The 17,817-nt window shown below is 69.5% G+C and carries 15 protein-coding genes and 1 pseudogene; 12 read left to right on the top strand and 4 right to left on the bottom strand.

The genetic code is table 11. The features are described from left to right. Positions 1 to 70: 70 nt before the first annotated feature. Entirely contained in the window at positions 71 to 934 is an 864-nt protein-coding gene (locus OHA61_RS36065) for a pyridoxamine 5'-phosphate oxidase family protein (protein WP_406307591.1), read from the bottom strand. 220 nt (positions 935 to 1,154) lie between these two features. On the opposite strand from OHA61_RS36065, the gene OHA61_RS36060 reads away from it, so the two are divergent. From OHA61_RS36060 to OHA61_RS36025, 8 genes and pseudogenes are all read left to right on the top strand, one after another. Continuing rightward, positions 1,155 to 1,829 carry a CBS domain-containing protein gene (locus OHA61_RS36060; RefSeq protein WP_266484835.1) on the top strand — a complete coding sequence of 225 codons (675 nt, stop codon included), beginning with the start codon at positions 1,155 to 1,157 and terminating at the stop codon, positions 1,827 to 1,829. 71 nt (positions 1,830 to 1,900) lie between these two features. Then, a pseudogene (locus OHA61_RS36055) lies at positions 1,901 to 2,169 on the top strand (gluconate kinase); the annotation flags it as partial. Between the two features lie 258 nt (positions 2,170 to 2,427). Continuing rightward, positions 2,428 to 4,218: an acetate--CoA ligase gene (acsA, locus tag OHA61_RS36050; RefSeq protein WP_406306572.1), complete on the top strand. Its 1,791-nt coding sequence runs from the start codon at positions 2,428 to 2,430 to the stop codon at positions 4,216 to 4,218. Next, positions 4,215 to 5,297, top strand: coding sequence for a pyruvate dehydrogenase (acetyl-transferring) E1 component subunit alpha (gene pdhA / locus OHA61_RS36045; protein ID WP_406306571.1), 1,083 nt, complete (start codon positions 4,215 to 4,217; stop codon positions 5,295 to 5,297). Before acsA ends, pdhA begins: the two co-directional genes overlap by 4 nt. Positions 5,298 to 5,299: 2 nt before the next feature. Beyond that, positions 5,300 to 6,298 (top strand): alpha-ketoacid dehydrogenase subunit beta, encoded by a 999-nt coding sequence (locus tag OHA61_RS36040; protein WP_406306570.1) that lies wholly within the window; start codon positions 5,300 to 5,302, stop codon positions 6,296 to 6,298. A 2-nt stretch (positions 6,299 to 6,300) separates the two neighbouring features. Next, on the top strand, positions 6,301 to 7,683 hold the full coding sequence (locus tag OHA61_RS36035; RefSeq protein WP_406306568.1) for a 2-oxo acid dehydrogenase subunit E2: 1,383 nt from the start codon (positions 6,301 to 6,303) through the stop codon (positions 7,681 to 7,683). Then, a complete protein-coding gene (locus OHA61_RS36030) occupies positions 7,680 to 7,940 on the top strand; it encodes an acyl carrier protein (protein WP_406306567.1) in 261 nt (86 codons plus the stop codon). Before OHA61_RS36035 ends, OHA61_RS36030 begins: the two co-directional genes overlap by 4 nt. Further along, positions 7,937 to 8,131: a hypothetical protein gene (locus tag OHA61_RS36025; protein WP_406306566.1), complete on the top strand. Its 195-nt coding sequence runs from the start codon at positions 7,937 to 7,939 to the stop codon at positions 8,129 to 8,131. Before OHA61_RS36030 ends, OHA61_RS36025 begins: the two co-directional genes overlap by 4 nt. Positions 8,132 to 8,293: 162 nt before the next feature. Here OHA61_RS36025 and OHA61_RS36020 read toward each other — a convergent pair whose 3' ends face one another. Continuing rightward, positions 8,294 to 11,230, bottom strand: a complete 2,937-nt coding sequence (locus tag OHA61_RS36020) for an ABC transporter permease (RefSeq protein WP_406306565.1) — start codon at positions 11,228 to 11,230, stop codon at positions 8,294 to 8,296. Between the two features lie 4 nt (positions 11,231 to 11,234). Next, positions 11,235 to 11,993: an ABC transporter ATP-binding protein gene (locus OHA61_RS36015; RefSeq protein WP_405595466.1), complete on the bottom strand. Its 759-nt coding sequence runs from the start codon at positions 11,991 to 11,993 to the stop codon at positions 11,235 to 11,237. A 421-nt stretch (positions 11,994 to 12,414) separates the two neighbouring features. Here OHA61_RS36015 and OHA61_RS36010 point away from each other — a divergent pair, with 421 nt between their 5' ends. From OHA61_RS36010 to OHA61_RS35995, 4 genes are all read left to right on the top strand, one after another. Next, positions 12,415 to 13,134 (top strand): CBS domain-containing protein, encoded by a 720-nt coding sequence (locus tag OHA61_RS36010; RefSeq protein ID WP_406306564.1) that lies wholly within the window; start codon positions 12,415 to 12,417, stop codon positions 13,132 to 13,134. 14 nt (positions 13,135 to 13,148) lie between these two features. Beyond that, on the top strand, positions 13,149 to 13,763 hold the full coding sequence (locus tag OHA61_RS36005) for a flavodoxin domain-containing protein (protein ID WP_406306563.1): 615 nt from the start codon (positions 13,149 to 13,151) through the stop codon (positions 13,761 to 13,763). Between the two features lie 61 nt (positions 13,764 to 13,824). After that, positions 13,825 to 14,289 carry a cyclic nucleotide-binding domain-containing protein gene (locus OHA61_RS36000; RefSeq protein ID WP_266484830.1) on the top strand — a complete coding sequence of 155 codons (465 nt, stop codon included), beginning with the start codon at positions 13,825 to 13,827 and terminating at the stop codon, positions 14,287 to 14,289. Between the two features lie 21 nt (positions 14,290 to 14,310). Further along, positions 14,311 to 14,958, top strand: coding sequence for a CBS domain-containing protein (locus OHA61_RS35995; RefSeq protein ID WP_406306562.1), 648 nt, complete (start codon positions 14,311 to 14,313; stop codon positions 14,956 to 14,958). Positions 14,959 to 15,184: 226 nt separating this feature from the next. Here the strand turns inward: OHA61_RS35995 and OHA61_RS35990 are convergent, their stop codons facing one another. Next, a complete protein-coding gene (locus OHA61_RS35990) occupies positions 15,185 to 17,806 on the bottom strand; it encodes a cation-translocating P-type ATPase (protein ID WP_406306561.1) in 2,622 nt (873 codons plus the stop codon). Positions 17,807 to 17,817 lie beyond the last annotated feature (11 nt).

The raw sequence follows: 17,817 nt of genomic DNA, 5'->3' as shown, positions 1-17,817 counted from the left end.
GGGAGGCCGCATCCGGGGCCGCTGTCGCCCGACTCGTCTCCGCGCTGCCGCGGCGTAATCCCGAAGACGCTCACTGATCCGACGGACTGATACTCCGTCCCGTGAGGCGCTCGGGCTGGATCGAGATCCACAGCTCGCGGTTGCCCCCTGCCCACGGCCTGGTGTGCGCGCGATCGGCCAGCCGTCGTACCGCGTCGGGCTCCGTAACGGCCCGCGCAGGGCCGACTGCGAGCACGCTCCAGCCCCGGCTCATCGCTTCGTCCACGTGGTCGACCTCGAAAGCCACGTCCGTTCCTATGGCTGCCGCCGGGGCGGAGCCAGATGCGGTACGGAAGACGATCGCGTCATCGACGACCTCGTAGTTCACGGGGATGACCGCCGGGCCATCGGGCGTCGATACGGCGACGCGGCCGACGCCATGCGTGGAAAGCAGGGCGCGGCATTCCTCGCCTTCGAGGTCTCGCAGCCGAGGGTGCAGGAGCGCCTGACCGCGGCCGGGCGGTAGATCGATGCCGCCGCCGCGCAGAGCGGATGTGGTGGTCCCCAGCGCGTCGGCCAGCCTGATGAGGCTCGCCAGGCTGGGGTCGGCCGGACGCTCTTCGATGTACGCCAGGTACTGCGGCGCCATTTTGGCGCGCCGCGCTGTCTCTGTCCGGGTCAGTCCTTGCCGCGCGCGTTCGAGTGCCACTCGCCGGCCGATGTCGCTGGGGCCGTGTGCTGCGTGGGACGGCGTTTCGCCCGGCCCGTGCTCGACGTGATGGATGTGCGCGTCCGGCCCGGGGAACACGAGCGTCACTTCGTCCGTGTCCGACCAGCGCACGTCGTACGGGGGCGTTCCGTCCGTGTGGTGGAGCCCGACGATTTCACCGTCGCGCCTGGTGGCGCCGGTGCTTGGGCTTTCGACGACGAGTTGATCGCCAAGGTGAGCTCGCATGATCATCACCGCTCCTGCGAAGCGTCGCTGTACCCCCAAAGTGCCACGCGCGGTGTCCTGGCGCATGGGTCGAGAAGCCCGAGTCCGGAGGGCCATACGGGCCGGTCTCGGCCCGATCGGCCCCAAATGGGGGCCGGACGGCTCATCCGATGACGCCCGGCCCCTGACAGGCTTGATCTGTGACCGTGACTGGTTGTCACGACGCCGAAGGGAGGGCGGAATGCACCACCGAACAGTCGGAGAGCTCATGACCCGGAAGGTCGTCCGGGTACGGCGTGACGTGCCGTTCAAGGAGATCGTCAGGCTGCTTGCCGAGAACGATGTCACCGCCGTACCCGTCGTGGACGAATTGGACCGCCCGATGGGTGTGGTGTCCGAGGCCGATCTGCTGCGCAAGTCGTCCGGCCAGTCCGACCCGTCAGGCCGGGTGCCGATGCCGCATCTGGAGGCGTGGGAGCGGGCCAAGGCCGAGGGAGCCCGCGCCGAGGAACTGATGTCGGCTCCGGCCGTTTGCGCGCGTCCGGATTGGACCGTTGTCGAGGCGGCTCGCCTCATGGCAGTTCAGAACGTCAAGCGGCTGCCCGTGGTGGACGCGGCGGACAGACTGCAAGGCATCCTCAGCCGCAGCGACTTGCTGCGCATCTTCCTGCGTCGCGACGACGCCATCCGCGATGAGATCAACCGGGATGTGCTGCAGTCGACGATGCGCCTCGGCCCTTCGGAGGTGACCGCAGAGGTGCACGAAGGGCAGGTCACGCTCGGTGGGTCCGTCGATGTCAGGAGTCTGATCCCGATCATTGTGCGGCTGTGCCGGAGTGTGGACGGCGTGGTTTCCGTGTCGGAACGCATCGCGTACCGGACCGACGACACCGCGAGTTCCACCAGCGGCACGTAGGCCTTCCGAACGCTGCACCGCACGCCGTGGTCGACCAGAGGTTGTTCGCGACCACCGCAGGGAGGATCACGATGTCCACGCTCCGAACCGACGCATCCGTGCTCCGGACAGGCACCGGCGTCGATGCACCAACGCTCCATACAGCGGTCGTTTTCTTCGTCGGCGACCGCGTCTACAAGCTCAAGAGGCCGGTGGACCTGGATTTTCTGGACTACTCCACCGTGGCGGCTCGGCGTGCGGCGTGCGAGCGGGAACTGGCTCTCAACCGTCGCTTCGCCCCGACGTCCACCTGGGCCTGGGAGAATTTCGCAGCCCGGGCGTGGACACCCCGGAACTCCTAGCCAAGGCTTCAGGGATATCCAGGACGTATGTGACGCCTGCTGTCGCCGGGGCGAGTGCTGTCGCCGCGGGCGAGGAGGCTGGTGACTAGTCGATCGCCTCGGGCCTGCGAGAAGCGGGCAGTCCCGGGCTCCATGAATGCCGGCAGCGTGCTGCGGCCCCCTCGTCGGTGGCCAGTCCCGATCAGGATCAGTCGCAGTGCGGCCCGGGCCAGGCTCGGTGACTCTGGAGGCAGAGGCATGCATCGGGAGGAGCGCCCATGCACTGGGAGACGATCCATAAGGACACCGCGCCGGGTGTCGCACCGAATCTCGCCGACTACGACCGGGCTCGTTTCGATTTCACCTGGTCGCAGGCACGTACTGCGCTGGCCGGGCTGCCCGGCGGCGGGCTGAACATCGCGCACGAGGCGGTCGACCGGCACGCGGGTTCCGCATCACGGGACAGGGTCGCGCTTCGGTGCATCGCCCGCGACAACGCCGTCTCGACAGTCACCTACACCGAGTTGGCCCGTCGTACGGCCCGCTTCGCGAACGTCTTGCGGTCGCTCGGCGTCGGCCATGGGGACCGGGTGTTCACCCTGCTCGGCCGCTGTCCCGAGCTCTACACGGCGGTGCTGGGCACGCTGAAGAACACCAGCGTGCTGTGCCCGCTCTTCTCTGCGTTCGGACCCGACCCGGTGGAGCAGCGGCTGCGTCTCGGCGACGCCCGGGTCCTGGTCACCACCGCGGCCCTGTACCGGCGCAAGGTGGCCGATCGCCGGGCTTCGCTGCCCGGGCTCGAGCAGGTGCTCATCGTCGGGCCGGGTGCCGAGGAGCTGCCCGGCACGGTCTCCTTCGACGAGCTCATGTCCTCCGTCTCCGACTCCTTCACCATCCCGCCGACCTCGCCGGAGGACATGGCGCTGCTGCACTTCACGAGCGGAACCACCGGAACTCCCAAGGGTGCGATCCATGTCCACGAAGCGGTCGTCGCCCATCACGCCACGGCTGCCTCCGCGCTCGATCTGCACCCCGAGGACGTGTACTGGTGCACTGCGGACCCCGGTTGGGTCACCGGCATGTCGTACGGAATCATCGCCCCGCTCGCCCACGGTGTGACAGTCGTCGTCGACGAGGGCGACTACGACGCCCGGCGCTGGTACCGCATCCTCGGCGAACAGCGGGTCAGCGTCTGGTACACCGCGCCCACAGCCCTGCGGATGCTCATGCGCGCCACACCCCGCCAGGGCCCTTACGACCTGCCGCGTTCGTACGACCTGTCGGCCCTGCGGTTCATAGCCTCCGTCGGCGAGCCGCTCAACCCCGAGGCCGTGGTGTGGGGCCAGGAGGTGCTGGGCCTGCCGGTCCACGACAACTGGTGGCAGACCGAGACCGGTTGCGTCATGATCGCGAACTTCGCGGCATGCGACATCCGGCCCGGCTCGATGGGGCGGCCGCTGCCCGGCGTCGAGGCGGCCGTGCTCAAGCGCGGCGAGGACGGCCGGGCGCTGATCACCGACGGAAGGGTCACGGAGGTGGAGAACCCGGAGGTGGAGGGCGAGTTGGCGCTGCGGCCGGGCTGGCCGTCCATGTTCCGCGGCTATCTGCACGACAAGGAGCGTTACCAGGCCGCGTTCGCCGACGGCTGGTACCTGACCGGTGACTTGGCCAGGCGGGATGCGGAGGGCTGGTACTGGTTCGTGGGACGTGCCGACGACGTCATCAAGTCGGCAGGCCACCTGATCGGCCCGTTCGAGGTGGAGAGCGCGCTCATGGAACACCCGGCGGTCGCCGAAGCCGGAGTAATCGGACGGCCGGACCCCATCGCCGGAAACATCGTCAAGGCATTCGTGTCGCTGCGCCCCGGCATCGAGCCCGCCCCGGATCTGGAACGCGAACTGCTGGCCTTCGCCCGCCGCAGGCTGGGCCCCGCCGTCGCACCCCGGGAGATCGCATTCGACCAGAACCTGCCCAAGACCCGCAGCGGCAAGGTCATGCGCCGGGTGCTGCGCGCCCGCGAACTCGGCCTGCCTGCCGGGGACCTGTCCACCCTGGAGGGATCCGCATGAGCCCCGCACGCGGCACCCACACCCGAAAAACTTCGGCGACCTCGAAGCCTGCGAAGAAGGCTCCGACGAGCAAGCACAGCACGGCGTCAGAGCTTCCCGCCGACCGGCCTGGCATCGAGCACAAGGTGAATCTGCTGGAGGCGATGCTGCGCATCCGGCGCTTCGAGGAACGATGCGTCGAGCTCTACAGCGCCGCCAAGATCCGCGGCTTCGTCCACCTCTACATCGGCGAGGAGGCCGTCGCCGTAGGTGTCAACGAGGCGCTGACCTCAGAGGACGCGGTCGTCTCCACCTACCGCGAGCACGGCCACGCGCTGGCCCGAGGCATCCCCGCCGAGGCAGTCATGGCCGAGATGTACGGCAGGACGACCGGCTGCAGCGGAGGCCGCGGCGGGTCCATGCACCTCTTCGACGCGAGCCGCCGCTTCTACGGCGGCAACGCGATCGTCGCCGGCGGGCTCCCCCTGGCCGCCGGCCTCGCCCTCGCCGACCGCCTGCGCGCACAGCCCCGCGTCACGTGCTGCTTCTTCGGTGACGGGGCCTTCGCCGAGGGCGAGTTCCACGAGACGGCGAACCTCGCCGCTCTCTGGAATCTGCCGCTGCTGCTCGTCTGCGAGAACAACCTCTACGCCATGGGCACAGCCATCGAGCGGCACGAGGCGCAGACCGACCTGGCCATGCGCGCCGCCTCGTACGGCATGGTCGCCTGGGCCGTGGACGGCATGGACGTCGAAGCCGTCGAGCAAGCAGCCCGCCGGGCCACCGAGAGCATCCGGGCCGGCGCCGGACCTCACTTCCTGGAGCTGCGCACCTATCGCTTCCGCGCACACTCCATGTACGACCCGGACCGCTACCGGGACAAGGAGGAGGTCGAGCAGTGGAAGCACCGGGACCCGATCACCCGCCTTGTGGACCGCATGCGCGAGAACGATGAGCTGGGCGACAAGGAGCTCGCCCGGATCGAGCACCAGGTCACCGACGAGATCGACCGCGCCGTCGAAACGGCCGAACAGGCGCCCGAAGAACCGGTCGAAAACCTGCTCCGCCATGTCACCAGCGCTCCGGTGGAGGTGAGCTGACCATGGGCGCCACCGGACAGCCGCAGGAGCAGAAGACCACCTACCGGGAGGCGATGCGTGAGGCCCTGCGGGATGCCCTGCGCTCCGATGATCGCGTCTTTCTCATGGGCGAGGACGTGGGCCGGTACGGCGGATGCTTCGGCGTCAGCCTCGGCCTGCTGGAGGAGTTCGGGCCGGAACGGGTCCGCGACACCCCGCTGTCGGAATCCGCGTTCGTGGGCGCGGGCATCGGCGCGGCCCTGGCCGGGATGCGGCCCATCGTCGAGATCATGACCGTGAACTTCAGCCTGCTCGCCCTCGACCAGATCCTCAACAACGCCGCCACCCTGCTGCACATGTCGGGCGGCCAGCTGCCCGTGCCGCTGGTGATCCGCATGACGACGGGCGCGGGACGGCAGCTCGCCGCACAGCATTCGCACAGTCTGGAGGGCTGGTACGCGCACATCCCCGGGATCCGCGTCCTCGCACCGGCCACCATTGAGGACGCGCGCCACATGCTGGCCCCGGCGCTGGCCGACCCCGACCCCGTACTGATCTTCGAGCACGGAAGCCTCTACAACGCCTCCGGTGAACTCGCCCCGTCCACAGCCCCGGTGGACCTGGACCACGCTGCGATCCGCAGGCCCGGGACCGACATTTCCCTGATCACGTACGGGGGGTCGTTGCCCAAGGCGCTCGCGGCGGCGGAGGAGCTGTCCACCGAAGGCATCAGCGCAGAGGTGATCGACCTGCGCACCCTCCGGCCGCTCGACGACGCGGCCATCACCTCTTCCGTGGCCCGTACGCACCGAGTCGTGGTCATTGACGAGGCATGGCGCACCGGCAGCCTCGCCGCGGAGGTCTCCGCCCGCATCGCCGAGCGATCGCTCTACGAACTGGACGCCCCCGTACAGCGAGTCTGCAGCGCGGAAGTCCCCATTCCATATGCCCGGCGGCTTGAGGAGGCGGCCCTGCCGCAGACCGCCGACATCGTCGCGGCGGCGCACCGGGCGGTGGACTGACGATGGCCGAGTTCACCATGCCGTCGCTGGGCGCCGACATGGACGAGGGCACGCTCCAGGAATGGCTGGTACGGCCCGGTGACTCCGTCCGGAAGGGCGATCCCGTCGCCGTCGTCGAGACCGCGAAGTCCACGATCGAGGTGGAGTGCTTCGAGACCGGGACGATGGGCAAGCTGCTCGTCGAGCCGGGCACGACGGTGCCCGTCGGCACGGCGCTCGCGCTGATCGAGCCGGCCGCAGAAGGACCCGAGAAACGCGAGAAGCGTCAAAAGCCCGAAAAGGCCGAGGGGAAACGATCGGTCCGGTCTGCGCCGACCCGCGCGACGCCCCCCACCCGGCCCGAACCCGCCGGGGTTCCGGTGCCGTCCGCTGCCCAGGAACGCGGGCACACCGAAACGGGCCCCTTGCTTCGGCACTTCGCGGAGCGCAGCGGCATCGACCTCGACGCCCTCCACGGATCCGGGCGCGGAGGGCGCGTCACCCGAACCGACGTCGAGCGGGCAGCGGCTGCCGCGACTGCTGGTCAGCCAATGCGCGTACGGGCCACCCCCCTCGCCCGGCGGCTCGCCGCCGAACTGGACGTCGACCTTGCCACGGTGACGGGGACCGGCAAGGACTCCGCCGTCCGTGCCGGGGACGTGCGCAAGGCAGCCCCCGGCCCGACGACCCCGCCCCGGCATTCGCGTGACGTCGCCGCCTCTGCGCGACCTTCCGAAGACCGGGCAGTGGCCATGCGCCAGGCGATCGCCGGACTGATGACCCGCGCCAACCGGGACATCCCGCACTACTACCTGTCCACGACCGTCGACATGGCCGCCGCCATGGACTGGCTGCACGAGCACAACCGGCGCAGCCCGGTCGCCGAGCGATTGCTTCCCGCAGCCCTGCTGCTCAAGGCCGCGGCCCGCGCAGCTCGCGAGGTCCCCGAGCTCAACGGCTTCTGGACCGACGACCACTTCACCGCCGGCGACGGCGTACACCTCGGCGTGGCCGTGTCCCTGCGCGGCGGCGGGCTCGTCGCCCCCGCCCTGCACGACGCCGACATCCTCGAACTCCCGCAGCTGATGGCCGCCTTGAAGGACCTGGTCGCCCGTGCCCGCACGGGCCGGCTGCGCGGATCGGAGGTATCCGACTCGACGATCACGGTCACCAATCTCGGCGATCAGGGCGTGGAGTCAGTCTTCGGCGTGATCTACCCCCCACAGCTGGCTCTCGTCGGCTTCGGGCGAGTGGTCGACCGGCCGTGCGCTGTCGACGGCCTGCTGGGTGTACGGCCCGTCGTCACAGCCACCCTGTCGGCGGACCACCGAGCGACGGACGGCGCCGTCGGAGCCCGCTACCTGACGACGGTCGACCGCCTCTTGCAGAACCCGGAGCAGCTGTGAACCGAACCGAAGCACTGGACGTGGTCAAGGAGTCAATCGCCCGCGTCATCCCCGATGCCGACTTCGCCGCCTTGGGGCCGGACGACGCGTTCCGCGACGCCCTCGAGATGGACTCGCTGGACTTCCTGAGCTTCGTCGAGACCCTCAGCGAACGTACCGGCATACGCATCGACGACGAGGACACGGTGCACCTCACCACACTGTCCGGTAGCGCCGGCTTCCTCGTCGACCGTACAGAGAACGGAGACCTGCGATGACTGAGAACGTTGCCCCGAGCGAGCACGAAAGGCTGCGCACGCTGGAGTCCCAGGTGCAGGTTCTGGCACAGGCCGTCAGAGCACTGGCCGAAGGACTGGAGGACATCCCCTCAAAGGACACTGAGATGGAGAAGCAGGCAGCCCGCGGCGCGCGGCTGGCGCACGAACTCCTCCTCTCCCAAGGGCTTTAAGGGTCGGTACGGCACCTCCCGCCCGCACGATCTGGTCCGGCGGGCGGCCGAACGCGGCATGAACTGACGCACTGAGTCCGCATGGAGCGGACAACAGGGGCGGCGGGATCCGCCGGGATCCCCCCGCCCCTGTTGCCCCTCGTGACGCGGGAACCGCCGCTTTCATTCGGCGATGCGGACGGCGAGAGCCGGGCGGATGGCGGCGGCGCGGCGAGCCGGCCCGATCGTGGCCAGGAGGGATGCGGCGAAGGTCGCTGCCGCGAGCACGCTGATGCTGGCCCATTCGATGGGGAATCCTCCCTCGAGGCCCGCGAACGCAGAACTGTTGCGATACATCAGCCACGTGGTGAGCACCCCGAGCAGCGAGCCCAGAACGATGCCCTCCACGGCGATGAAGGCGCTCTCCCACAGGAAGGCCCGCTGGACCGTCCGGGCCCTGAAGCCGAGTGCCCGCAGGATTCCGATGGTGCGACGCCGTTCTCGGACGGCCCGGACCATGACCACCCCGAGGCCGGTGACGCCCACAAGGAGTCCCAGAGCGAGAAAGCCCTGCATGAGGCGGAAGAAGGCGGTACTGGAGTCGAACTGACGGCGCACATCGGAGGCGATCGGCGTGGCGACCACGCTGGACGACAACTGCTCGCCCTGCAACTGGGTCGCCAGGATGTCGGGGGACACACCGGGCCGGGTTCTGACGAGTGCGGAGGCGTTCTGGGCCTCCGTGCCGAAGAGGTCGCGCATGCCGGTCTCGCCGATCACGACGGGATACACCGTCGAACTGGCGCCGGTGCCCGGGTAGAAGACCATGCCGTTCTTAAGGACTCCGGCAATGGTCTTCTGTTCGGTCCTGCCGGTGCGCGGGTCGGTCAGGGCGAGCGTGTCACCGGCGTCGTAGTAGTCGCCGCTGGGGCCGCCGGTGCTGCCGAAGAACGCGTCGAGCACGACGTACTGCGGATGGGAGGCGAGCGCGCCCCAGACCGCCGCGTCGTCGCGCAGGCCGGGCAGCCGGTCGCCGAAGGCGATGCCTTTGATCGCGCCGTCGGGCACCCCGACGACCGCGGTGTCCAGGGGCGAGCTGGTGCGATGCCCGGGATCGGTGGCGCGGCCGGTGGCATTGAGCAGCGGCGTGACGGCGGAGATCTGGCCGGCCGACGGGCCGCTACGCAGATCCGTCAGAAGACGATCACGTGCGACCTGGGCATTGAAGTCCAGCCGCAGGGAGTATCCGGCGGTGGCGTCGGAGACGACATTGTTCACGCTCGCGTTGAGGATGCCCGAGATCTCGGTCAGCAGCACGAGAACGAGAACGATCAGCGTGTACATCACCAGCGTCGCTCCGGTGCGGAACCGCTTGGTGAGGGGGTAGGCGACCGCGAGCCGCGCGGCCAGGCCGGACTCCGAGGGTCGCTCCAGCAGCCGCCGCACCGGGCGCACCAGCACCGTCTGGTTCTCGCTGACCAGCAACACCGCGGAGAACGCGGCCAGGCTGCCCTGGATGACGTAGACGGCCATCGAGGGTGTGTCGAAGATACGGGGGCGGACGACGGGCGCCAGCAGGGTCCAGGCGAGTACGGCGCCCGCCGCCACTGTGATGGCGGTGCGTCCGGGCATGACGCGCAGCATGGCCGGGGTGGCGAAGGCGATGGCGAGCGCCGGCATGAGGTAGGTCTGTTCGGCCTGGCTGCGCGCCAGGGCGGGAACGGCGGCGAATGCGCACAGCAGCGCAAGCGTGCTGGAGATGACGAGCAGCCTGCGGCGCGGCTTGCGTCCGGTTGCCGGCGGGAGATCCCGGATGGCGGCGATGATGTTGAAGCGGCTGATCCGCACCGTCGTCACGAGAATCGCCACGAACGCGATGAGCAGGCCCATGGCCATCCCGTTGAGGATGCTGGTGGGGGTGACGGCGAAGACGATCTGCAGGCTGCTTCCGCCGACCGCCCAGCCGCGGAAGATCTGCGCGGCCACGACGGCGACTCCCCAGCCGACCGCGACACCGATGGCGACGCCCGGCAGAGCGGACAGCAGCGCGTAGGCAGCCCCTTCGAGAGTGAAGGACCCGACCAGGCGCGAGCGCTTCATGCCCACCGCACGCAGCATGCCGAGTTGGGATTTCCGCTCTTCGCCCAGCATGACGAAGATGTTCACCAGCAGCAGGGCTCCCGCGATGATGCTGAAGCTGCCGATCATGAGGAACAGCGCGCCGAGGCTGTCCCCGGTAACCTTGGCCTCTCGTAGCACGGTGTGTTTCGGCGTCTCGATGGCGGCCTGCTCGGCGACCAGACCCAGAGTCCTGCGGATGTCCGCGGTCACTCCTTCGGTCAGCGCGTCGCCTCCCTCGACGCCGCCGCGGTTGGACACGAAGGTGACCGAGCGCGGTTCCGCCCCGGTGGCCCGGGCAGCGGACTCGAGCGTGCCCGGAGGCAGGAATGCGTCGCGGTTGAGCCTGCCGCCCAGTCCCACACCCGCCAGGCCCTGCTCCGGCACAACGCGGTCGACGCGGAACGTCTGCGGTGTCCCGAACAGGTAGAACGTGACCTGCTGCCCGGCTCCCACCCGCAGTGACCGGGCCAGCGGCTCGTTGACCACGACGTGGCCCGGTTTCGGGTTCGCGCCGCCGAGTCCCGAGTCGCCACCCGCGCGGCCGAAGCGGGAGGCCTCGGCGAAGTCCATCTGCCACGCCAGCGCCCGCGGTTCGGCGATCGGCCGGCCGCCGGGGCGGCTGACCGCTGCCGCCTGTGTGGCCTGGGCGTTCAGCACTCCGTCGATGTCAGGATTTCCGGCGAGTTCGCTGAGCCGTTCCGCGACGTTGTGCCCAGACGGACCGGCGGGTGCGACGACGCGCTCGTCGACCGGCCCGAGGGTCCGGTAGGCCTCCTGGCGTACCGAGAAATTCAAGGTGTCGCCGACGACCAGCGCGCCGACGATGATGGCCGTCCCGAGCACCGAACCGCTGATCACGAGCGCCGCCTCTGTCCTGCGGCGGGCGAGCTGGCGGAAGGCCAGACGGCGGGACACCGGCTGCCGGACGGCGACCAGCAGGAGCGCTGCGATTGCGATCGCCAGGGCGATGAGCAGCGGGGCCAACAGGTTCGGGTACATGAGGTCAGCCCGTGGGGATGTTGGGCATTGCACCGGGAACGGGCACGCGCTGGCGGACGTCGTCGACCAGTCGTCCGTCACGCATACGGATCAGCCGGGGGACACGGTCCCCGATGGCGCTGTCGTGGGTGACCAGGACGATCGTCTGGCCTTCGTCCTGGTTCAGTTCGCACAGCAGGTCCATGACCTGGATGGCCATCGCGCTGTCCAGATTGCCGGTGGGTTCGTCCGCCCACACGATGGCCGGGCGGCCGGCCAGCGCGCGGGCGATGGTCACCCGCTGCTGTTCGCCGCCCGACATCTCGCTCGGCCGGTGATGGACCCGGTGGCCGAGGCCGACCCGGTCGAGCATGGCCAGCGCCCGGCGCCGGGCCTCCCGTGGCCGGGTGCCGACAAGCAGGAGCGGGAGTTCGACGTTCTCCACCGCGGAAAAGACCGGAATCAGGTTGAACGCCTGGAAGACAAAGCCCATCGTGTGGGCCCGGTGCTCGGTGCGCGCGGCGTCCGACATGGCGAACAGGTCGTGGCCGTCGACCTCCACCCGCCCGCCGTCGATGTCGTCCAGACCGGACAGACAGTTCAGCAGGGTGGTTTTCCCGGACCCAGAGGGCCCCATGACGCCGACCAGCTCGCCCGGGAAAACGACAAGGTCCAGGTCAAGCAGGGCGGTCACCGCCACGGAGCCCGTCCGGTAGATCTTCTGCACTCCGGAGGCGATGAGAAGTGGCTGGTGGTCGCCCATGTATCCCAGCGAAGCCGACATGGGCGCGATCACGTAGGTGCCACATGGCCCGGGCTCCCTGGCCGAAAGGCCCCATTGAGTGGCTGAGCGCGCGCCGGTGCCTCACGAGGTCCGCACAGCGCCTGAACCGTGCGGCGCACCGATGGCCGGTCCAGGTCTGCGAAGAGACGGCCCCCGGCCAGGTCTTCTGCTCCTTCCATGGCGAGCGGAGTCAACAACCTCACCTCCCGCTCGGACACGGCGACATCGTGCCCGGAGTACAAGGTCACGGCAGTACGCGTCTCCAGGCCGTGACCAGGGCCAACGGCGATGAGGGGGGCCGTCCGGCCCCCCTTCTTGCCCCTTGCAGCCCTGTGATCCGTCGTCCGTTCGCCGGACTCTGGACGCGTCGTCCCGCGCAGGTAATGCGCCGGCGCCCTCTCCGCTGAAGGAGGACTGGACGATGAAGCACGACAACGTCGGATCCACGATGACGAGTGATGTCGTCAAGGCCGCCTACGACACCCCCTTCGAGGAGATCGCCCGGCTGCTGTCGCAGCACCGGATCAGCGGCCTTCCCGTTGTCGACGACGACGAGAAGGTCATCGGGGTGATCTCCACGACCGATCTCATGGTCCACCAGTCCGGAGAGGAAGACACTCCTGGCCGCTTCAATTGGTCCTCACTCACCCGCAGGGCACGCGTCCGTGAGTCCAAGGCACAGGCTCGCAACGCCGGGCAGCTGATGACTCACCCGGCCGTCACCGTCCACGCCGACCAGTCGATCGCCGCGGCGGCCCGCACCATGGCGGAGCACCGCATCGAACGACTCCCGGTCGTGGACGAGGAGGAACGTCTCGTCGGCATCGTCACGCGACGCGACCTGCTCCAGGTCTTCCTGCGGCCCGACCCCGAGATCCGCCGCGAGGTGATCGACGAGGTTCTGGTGCGCGCGCTCTGGCTCCCGCCCGAGACTGTCCGGGTCGACGTGCGTGACGGCGTCGTGACCCTGACAGGGCAGCTGCCACGGCGCAGCGACGTACCCGTCGCGCTGCGAATGACCCTCCAGATCGACGGTGTGATCGCGGTCGCCGACGAGCTGACCTTCAGCGTCACCGACTCGCGCGGTGGGCTGTCCGAGGAAGAGTTCCACGGCGACAGCGGCCGGAGGGGCACACTGTAGGAGAAGTGGTCACGATGACTCGCACCGTGCTCGTCGCCTACGGCAGCAAGAAGGGCTCGACGGCGGAGATCGCCCAGTTCATCGCCTCCATCCTGCGCGACGAAGGAGTGAAGGCCGACGCCCGGCCTGCGGCCCAGGTGCCTGACATCCGCCCGTACGAGGCCGTCGTACTCGGAGGCGCGCTCCGCATGGGGCGCTGGCACCGGGATGCACGGCGCTTCGCCCGGCGCCACCGCCATGCTCTGGCCGGACGGCCGCTGTGGCTGTTCAGCAGTGGCCCCCTCGACCCGTCGGCACTGGAACGGGACATCCCTGCTGTGCGCGGCGTCCGCCAGGTCGAGCGTCGACTGGGAGCGCTGGAGCACGTCACGTTCGGCGGACGGCCGGCGGACGGAGCGCGAGGACGCATCGCCCGGGTGATCCTGGAGGAGGACGGCGACGACTGCCGCGACTTCAAACGGATCGCCATGTGGGCCGAATGCATCGCCGCCTGCCTGACCGCGAAACCGAAGCGGGGCAGAACTGGCCCTGTTGGGGCCGCAGACAGGGCCGCCCGGCCCTTCCCCGGCGCCGATCGGATGACAGACGCTGAGCACAGACAGCGGCCCCGCAGGACAACCGGCGAGTGAGGCCCGGAAGGCTCACCGGTCATCACCGAAGAAGCCGCGCGCTCGAAACGGAGGCCCAGCAATGAGCACCCCCTCCCCCATTCGTATGACCGCCGTTCTCTCCCCCGAGCACCGTGCCCGGCTGCTGGGCATCACCCGGGACGTCAGATTCCCTGAAGGAACCCGCATCTTCGAAGAAGGCCGCCGCGCCGACCGGTTCTGGATCGTCCAGTCCGGCACTGTCACTCTCGACATCAAAGTTCCGGGACGGCGCCCGGCGGTGATCGAGAACTTGGGCTTCGGTGAACTCGTGGGCTGGTCCTGGCTGTTCCCACCGCATGTGTGGCAGTTCGGCGCCGAGGCCATGACACCCGTACGCGCCCAGGAGTTCGACGCGTCAACGGTGCGGATGATGATGGATGCCGACCCCGCCTTCGGCTCCGCGATCGGAAACTGGGTCGGCAGGGTGCTCGCTCACCGGCTGCATGCCGCCCGTATACGGCTGCTCGATCTGTACGCGCCGCACGGCAGCGGCATGACTCTGTGACCGACGTCCGAGAGGCCCGCCATGCCCGATTCCCCACACACAGTGAGCGATGTCATGACGCACACCGCAGTCGCGGTGGGGCGCCGTGCGACCTATAAGGAGATCGTGGAGCTGATGGAGCAGTGGAAGGTCAGTGCCTTGCCGGTGCTGGAGGGCGAGGGCCGTGTGATCGGCGTGGTCTCGGAGGCGGATCTGCTCCCCAAGGAGGAGTACCGCCTCGACGACCCCGCACAGGCAGACCGGCCGCTGTCCGACGTGGCGAAGGCGAGGGCGGTCTCGGCGGAGGAGCTGATGTCGAGCCCGGCCGTCACTGTTCACGCGAGCGCCACGGTCGCCGAGGCCGCACGGATCATGGCGCGCCGTCGGGTCAAGCGCCTGCCCGTGGTCGACGGTGTCGGCCTGCTGGAAGGTGTCGTCAGCCGCAGCGACCTGCTGAAGGTGTTCCTCAGGCCGGACGAGACCATCGCCGACGAGATCCGTCGTACCGTCATCGAGCACCTGCCACCCACGGCACACGTGGAAGTCTCCGTCACCGACGGCGTGGTCACCCTCCACGGCAACCTCCGGGACCGGGCGCTGGTCTCCCTGCTTGCCCGGGCCGCCCGCGCGGTCGAAGGCGTCGTGGACGTCCGCCTGAGCCTCAACAACCAGGCACCCCCAGCGCCCTGAGGCATCGGTACAGCCCGGGCACATCAAGGCGAAAAGGGCCCATCCGGTTCTCCCGGATCCTGATTGCGTGGTGCACGGCCACGAGCCGCTTCTCCACGTCTTCCTCAGGGGCCCTTTCCGTCAATTCCATGGAAACACGGGAGGTGGGCTGCTGCCAGGGCCGAACAGCCCCACCTTCGGTGCCGCTCGGCCCCACCCCTCCCACCCCTCCCTTACTGCGTGACGACTACTGCTTGACGACCAATCGGCGCAGCCACGGCTGCCTGCTGAGGCGGGCGCCGGCGAATCCGGCCAGGCCCACGGCGGCGGCCACAGCGACCTCCGTCCCGCCGAGTGGCTGGGTCTCAAGTACAGATCGCAGGAACGGTACGTACAGAGCCGCCATCGCGAGACCGGCCGAGGCGAGCACCGCCGCCGGCAGGAAGAGGTTTTCCCGTGTGAGAAGGCGGTCCCGCAGCCCCATGACGACCCCGAGCTGTGCGGCCAGCAGGGACAGGAACAGCACACTCTGCCAAGCTGCGTCCACGGCACGGGCCGAGAGTCCTGCAGCGAGGCTTGCCATGGTGACCACGGCTGCGAGGAAGAGCACCCGTTGCCACAGGCCGTGCCCGAGCACGTGCTGTTGCGGCGGACGCGGGGGCCGGTGCATGGCGCGCGGGGACACTGGCTCCGCCCCCATCGCCACGCCGGTCAGGCCATGGGTGAGGAGATTGATCCACAGGATCTGACCCGCACGCAGCGGCAGTGACAATCCGAGCAACGGGCCCAACAGCATCACCAGGATCTCTGCGGTGCCCCCGGCGAGTCCGTAGACGAGGAAGCGCCGGATGTTGTCGTACACGCGGCGCCCCTCCTCGACCGCCGCGACCACGGTGGACAACTCGTCGTCGGTGAGCACCAGATCGGCCGACTGTCTCGCCACCTCGGTGCCTCGCCGCCCCATGGCGACGCCGATGTCAGCCTGTCGTAGTGCAGGTCCGTCGTTGACGCCGTCACCGGTCATCGCCGTCACGTCCCCGCGGTCGCGCCAGGCTTCGACGATGTCCAGCTTCTGCTGCGGGTCCGTGCGGGCGAACACCCTGACCGCCGTGAGGTCGTCCACGGTTCCCGCCGCCAGCGACTGACCTGTGACGACCTCGCCCGGCTCGCTGTCGGGGGACAGCAGACCGACGCGCGTGGCGATGGCCCGTGCGGTGGCGGGATGGTCACCGGTGATGAGCACGGGGGTGATGCCCGCAGCCCGGCACGCGGCCAGCGTGGCGGCCGCAGCCGGCTTGGGAGGATCGTTGATCGCCGCCAGGCCGAGCAGCCGCAGCCCCGATTCGGCGTCCGCTGCCCGCGTCGGAGCCTCGGTCCGCTCGCCGCAAGCCACGGCCAGCACCCGGTATCCCTGCGCGGCGAGCAGCGCTGCCTCGTCCCGGGCCCGATCGAGGAGCTGCGCGGACTCGTCGAGCAGAGCGGGGTCGAGGACTGCTTCCGGAGCGCCCTTCAGACACACCATCAATTGCCCCGACGGCGTTCCGTGGAGCGTGCTCATGCGCTTGCGTAGGCTGTCGAAGGGCGCTTCGTCGGTCCTCGGGTAGGTCTGGTGAAGCGTGCTCGGTTCCTCGCAGTGCGCTTTGGCCGCGGCCGTCAGGAGCGCGGCTTCGGTGGGGTCGCCGAGGGCAGTCCAGCGGCTGCCGGTGCCGTCGGACGGTTCGTCCGGTGGGCGCAGCGCGGCGTCGTTGCACAGCGCTGCGGTGGTCAACAGCTTTTGTACGGGGCCGAGTTCGGCGGGCTCCGCTGCCCGGCCGTCGACGGATACGTCGCCGAACGGCTCATACCCGGCGCCTGTGAAATCGACGGCGCCTTCAGGTGTCCATACGCGTTCGACGACCATGCGGCCTTCGGTGAGAGTGCCGGTCTTGTCCGTCGCGAGTACGGTCACCGATCCGAGCGTCTCCACGGCGGGGAGGCGTCGTACGACGGCGTGGCGTGCGGCCATGCGCCGAGCGCCCAGGGCCAGTGCCAGCGTGACGACGGCCGGGAGCGACTCGGGTACGGCGGCGACGGCGAGGCTGATCGCGGTCACTGCCATGGTGCCTGGTGCCAGGCCACGGATCAGTCCCAGGGCGAACACCAGTAGGCACAGTGCCAGGGTGGCCACGGCGAGAACCCGTCCCAGTGAGGCCAGCCGCCGCTGCAGAGGTGTCGCCTCGAGTCGCCCTTCCAGCAACGCGGCGATACGGCCCAGGGCGCTGGCGGCCCCGGTGGCTGTCACCGTGGCGATGCCCCTCCCCCGGACCACGACAGTGCCCGCGCTCAGCGTCGCGGCCCCCGGCCGTCCGGAGCGCAGGTCCTTGTCCACGGGTACGGATTCACCGGTCAGCATGGATTCGTCGAGGAGCAGCGCCGATGCCTGCGTGAGGAGCGCGTCGGCGGGAACGATGTCCCCTTCGCCGAGTGCCAGCACATCGCCGGGGACCACTTCGGCCGCGGGCACCTCCCGCTCGCAACCGCTGCGCAGGACACGTGCGTTCGGGGCCGACATGGCGGAGAGTGCGGCAACCGCGTTGTCGGCTCTGACCTCCTGGATCACTCCCACCATGGTGTTCACGACGATCACGAGGGCGATGACGACGGAGTCGGCGTGGTCCCCGATCGCGACGGTCAGTGCCACGGCCCCGAGGAGGACCATGATCAGCGGATCCCGGAGCTGCGCCACAACGCGCGTATGCAGGCGCACGGTTCTCCGGGTGGCCACCTCGTTGCGGCCGTATTCGGCGAGGCGGCGTGCCGCATCCTCTTCCGTGAGCCCTCGATGGCGCTCGTCGGTGGACTGCGGGGTGCGGACGGGGTGCGAGGTCACGTGGGTGCTCC

Origin of the sequence: Streptomyces sp. NBC_00885 (assembly GCF_045207475.1) — a bacterium.
In the GTDB taxonomy this organism is placed as follows: Bacteria; Actinomycetota; Actinomycetes; order Streptomycetales; family Streptomycetaceae; genus Streptomyces.
This window is presented reverse-complemented; position numbering and strand designations above follow the sequence as displayed.

Coding starts and splice junctions, on each gene's coding strand:
- OHA61_RS35995 (WP_406306562.1), top strand. CDS start 14,311: ATGCCCGATTCCCCACACACAGTGAGCGATGTCATGACGCACACCGCA.
- OHA61_RS36015 (WP_405595466.1), bottom strand. CDS start 11,993: ATGTCGGCTTCGCTGGGATACATGGGCGACCACCAGCCACTTCTCATC.
- OHA61_RS36020 (WP_406306565.1), bottom strand. CDS start 11,230: ATGTACCCGAACCTGTTGGCCCCGCTGCTCATCGCCCTGGCGATCGCA.
- OHA61_RS36040 (WP_406306570.1), top strand. CDS start 5,300: ATGGGCGCCACCGGACAGCCGCAGGAGCAGAAGACCACCTACCGGGAG.
- OHA61_RS36010 (WP_406306564.1), top strand. CDS start 12,415: ATGAAGCACGACAACGTCGGATCCACGATGACGAGTGATGTCGTCAAG.
- pdhA (WP_406306571.1), top strand. CDS start 4,215: ATGAGCCCCGCACGCGGCACCCACACCCGAAAAACTTCGGCGACCTCG.
- OHA61_RS36000 (WP_266484830.1), top strand. CDS start 13,825: ATGAGCACCCCCTCCCCCATTCGTATGACCGCCGTTCTCTCCCCCGAG.
- OHA61_RS36065 (WP_406307591.1), bottom strand. CDS start 934: ATGCGAGCTCACCTTGGCGATCAACTCGTCGTCGAAAGCCCAAGCACC.
- OHA61_RS36005 (WP_406306563.1), top strand. CDS start 13,149: ATGACTCGCACCGTGCTCGTCGCCTACGGCAGCAAGAAGGGCTCGACG.
- OHA61_RS36060 (WP_266484835.1), top strand. CDS start 1,155: ATGCACCACCGAACAGTCGGAGAGCTCATGACCCGGAAGGTCGTCCGG.
- OHA61_RS36035 (WP_406306568.1), top strand. CDS start 6,301: ATGGCCGAGTTCACCATGCCGTCGCTGGGCGCCGACATGGACGAGGGC.
- OHA61_RS36025 (WP_406306566.1), top strand. CDS start 7,937: ATGACTGAGAACGTTGCCCCGAGCGAGCACGAAAGGCTGCGCACGCTG.
- acsA (WP_406306572.1), top strand. CDS start 2,428: ATGCACTGGGAGACGATCCATAAGGACACCGCGCCGGGTGTCGCACCG.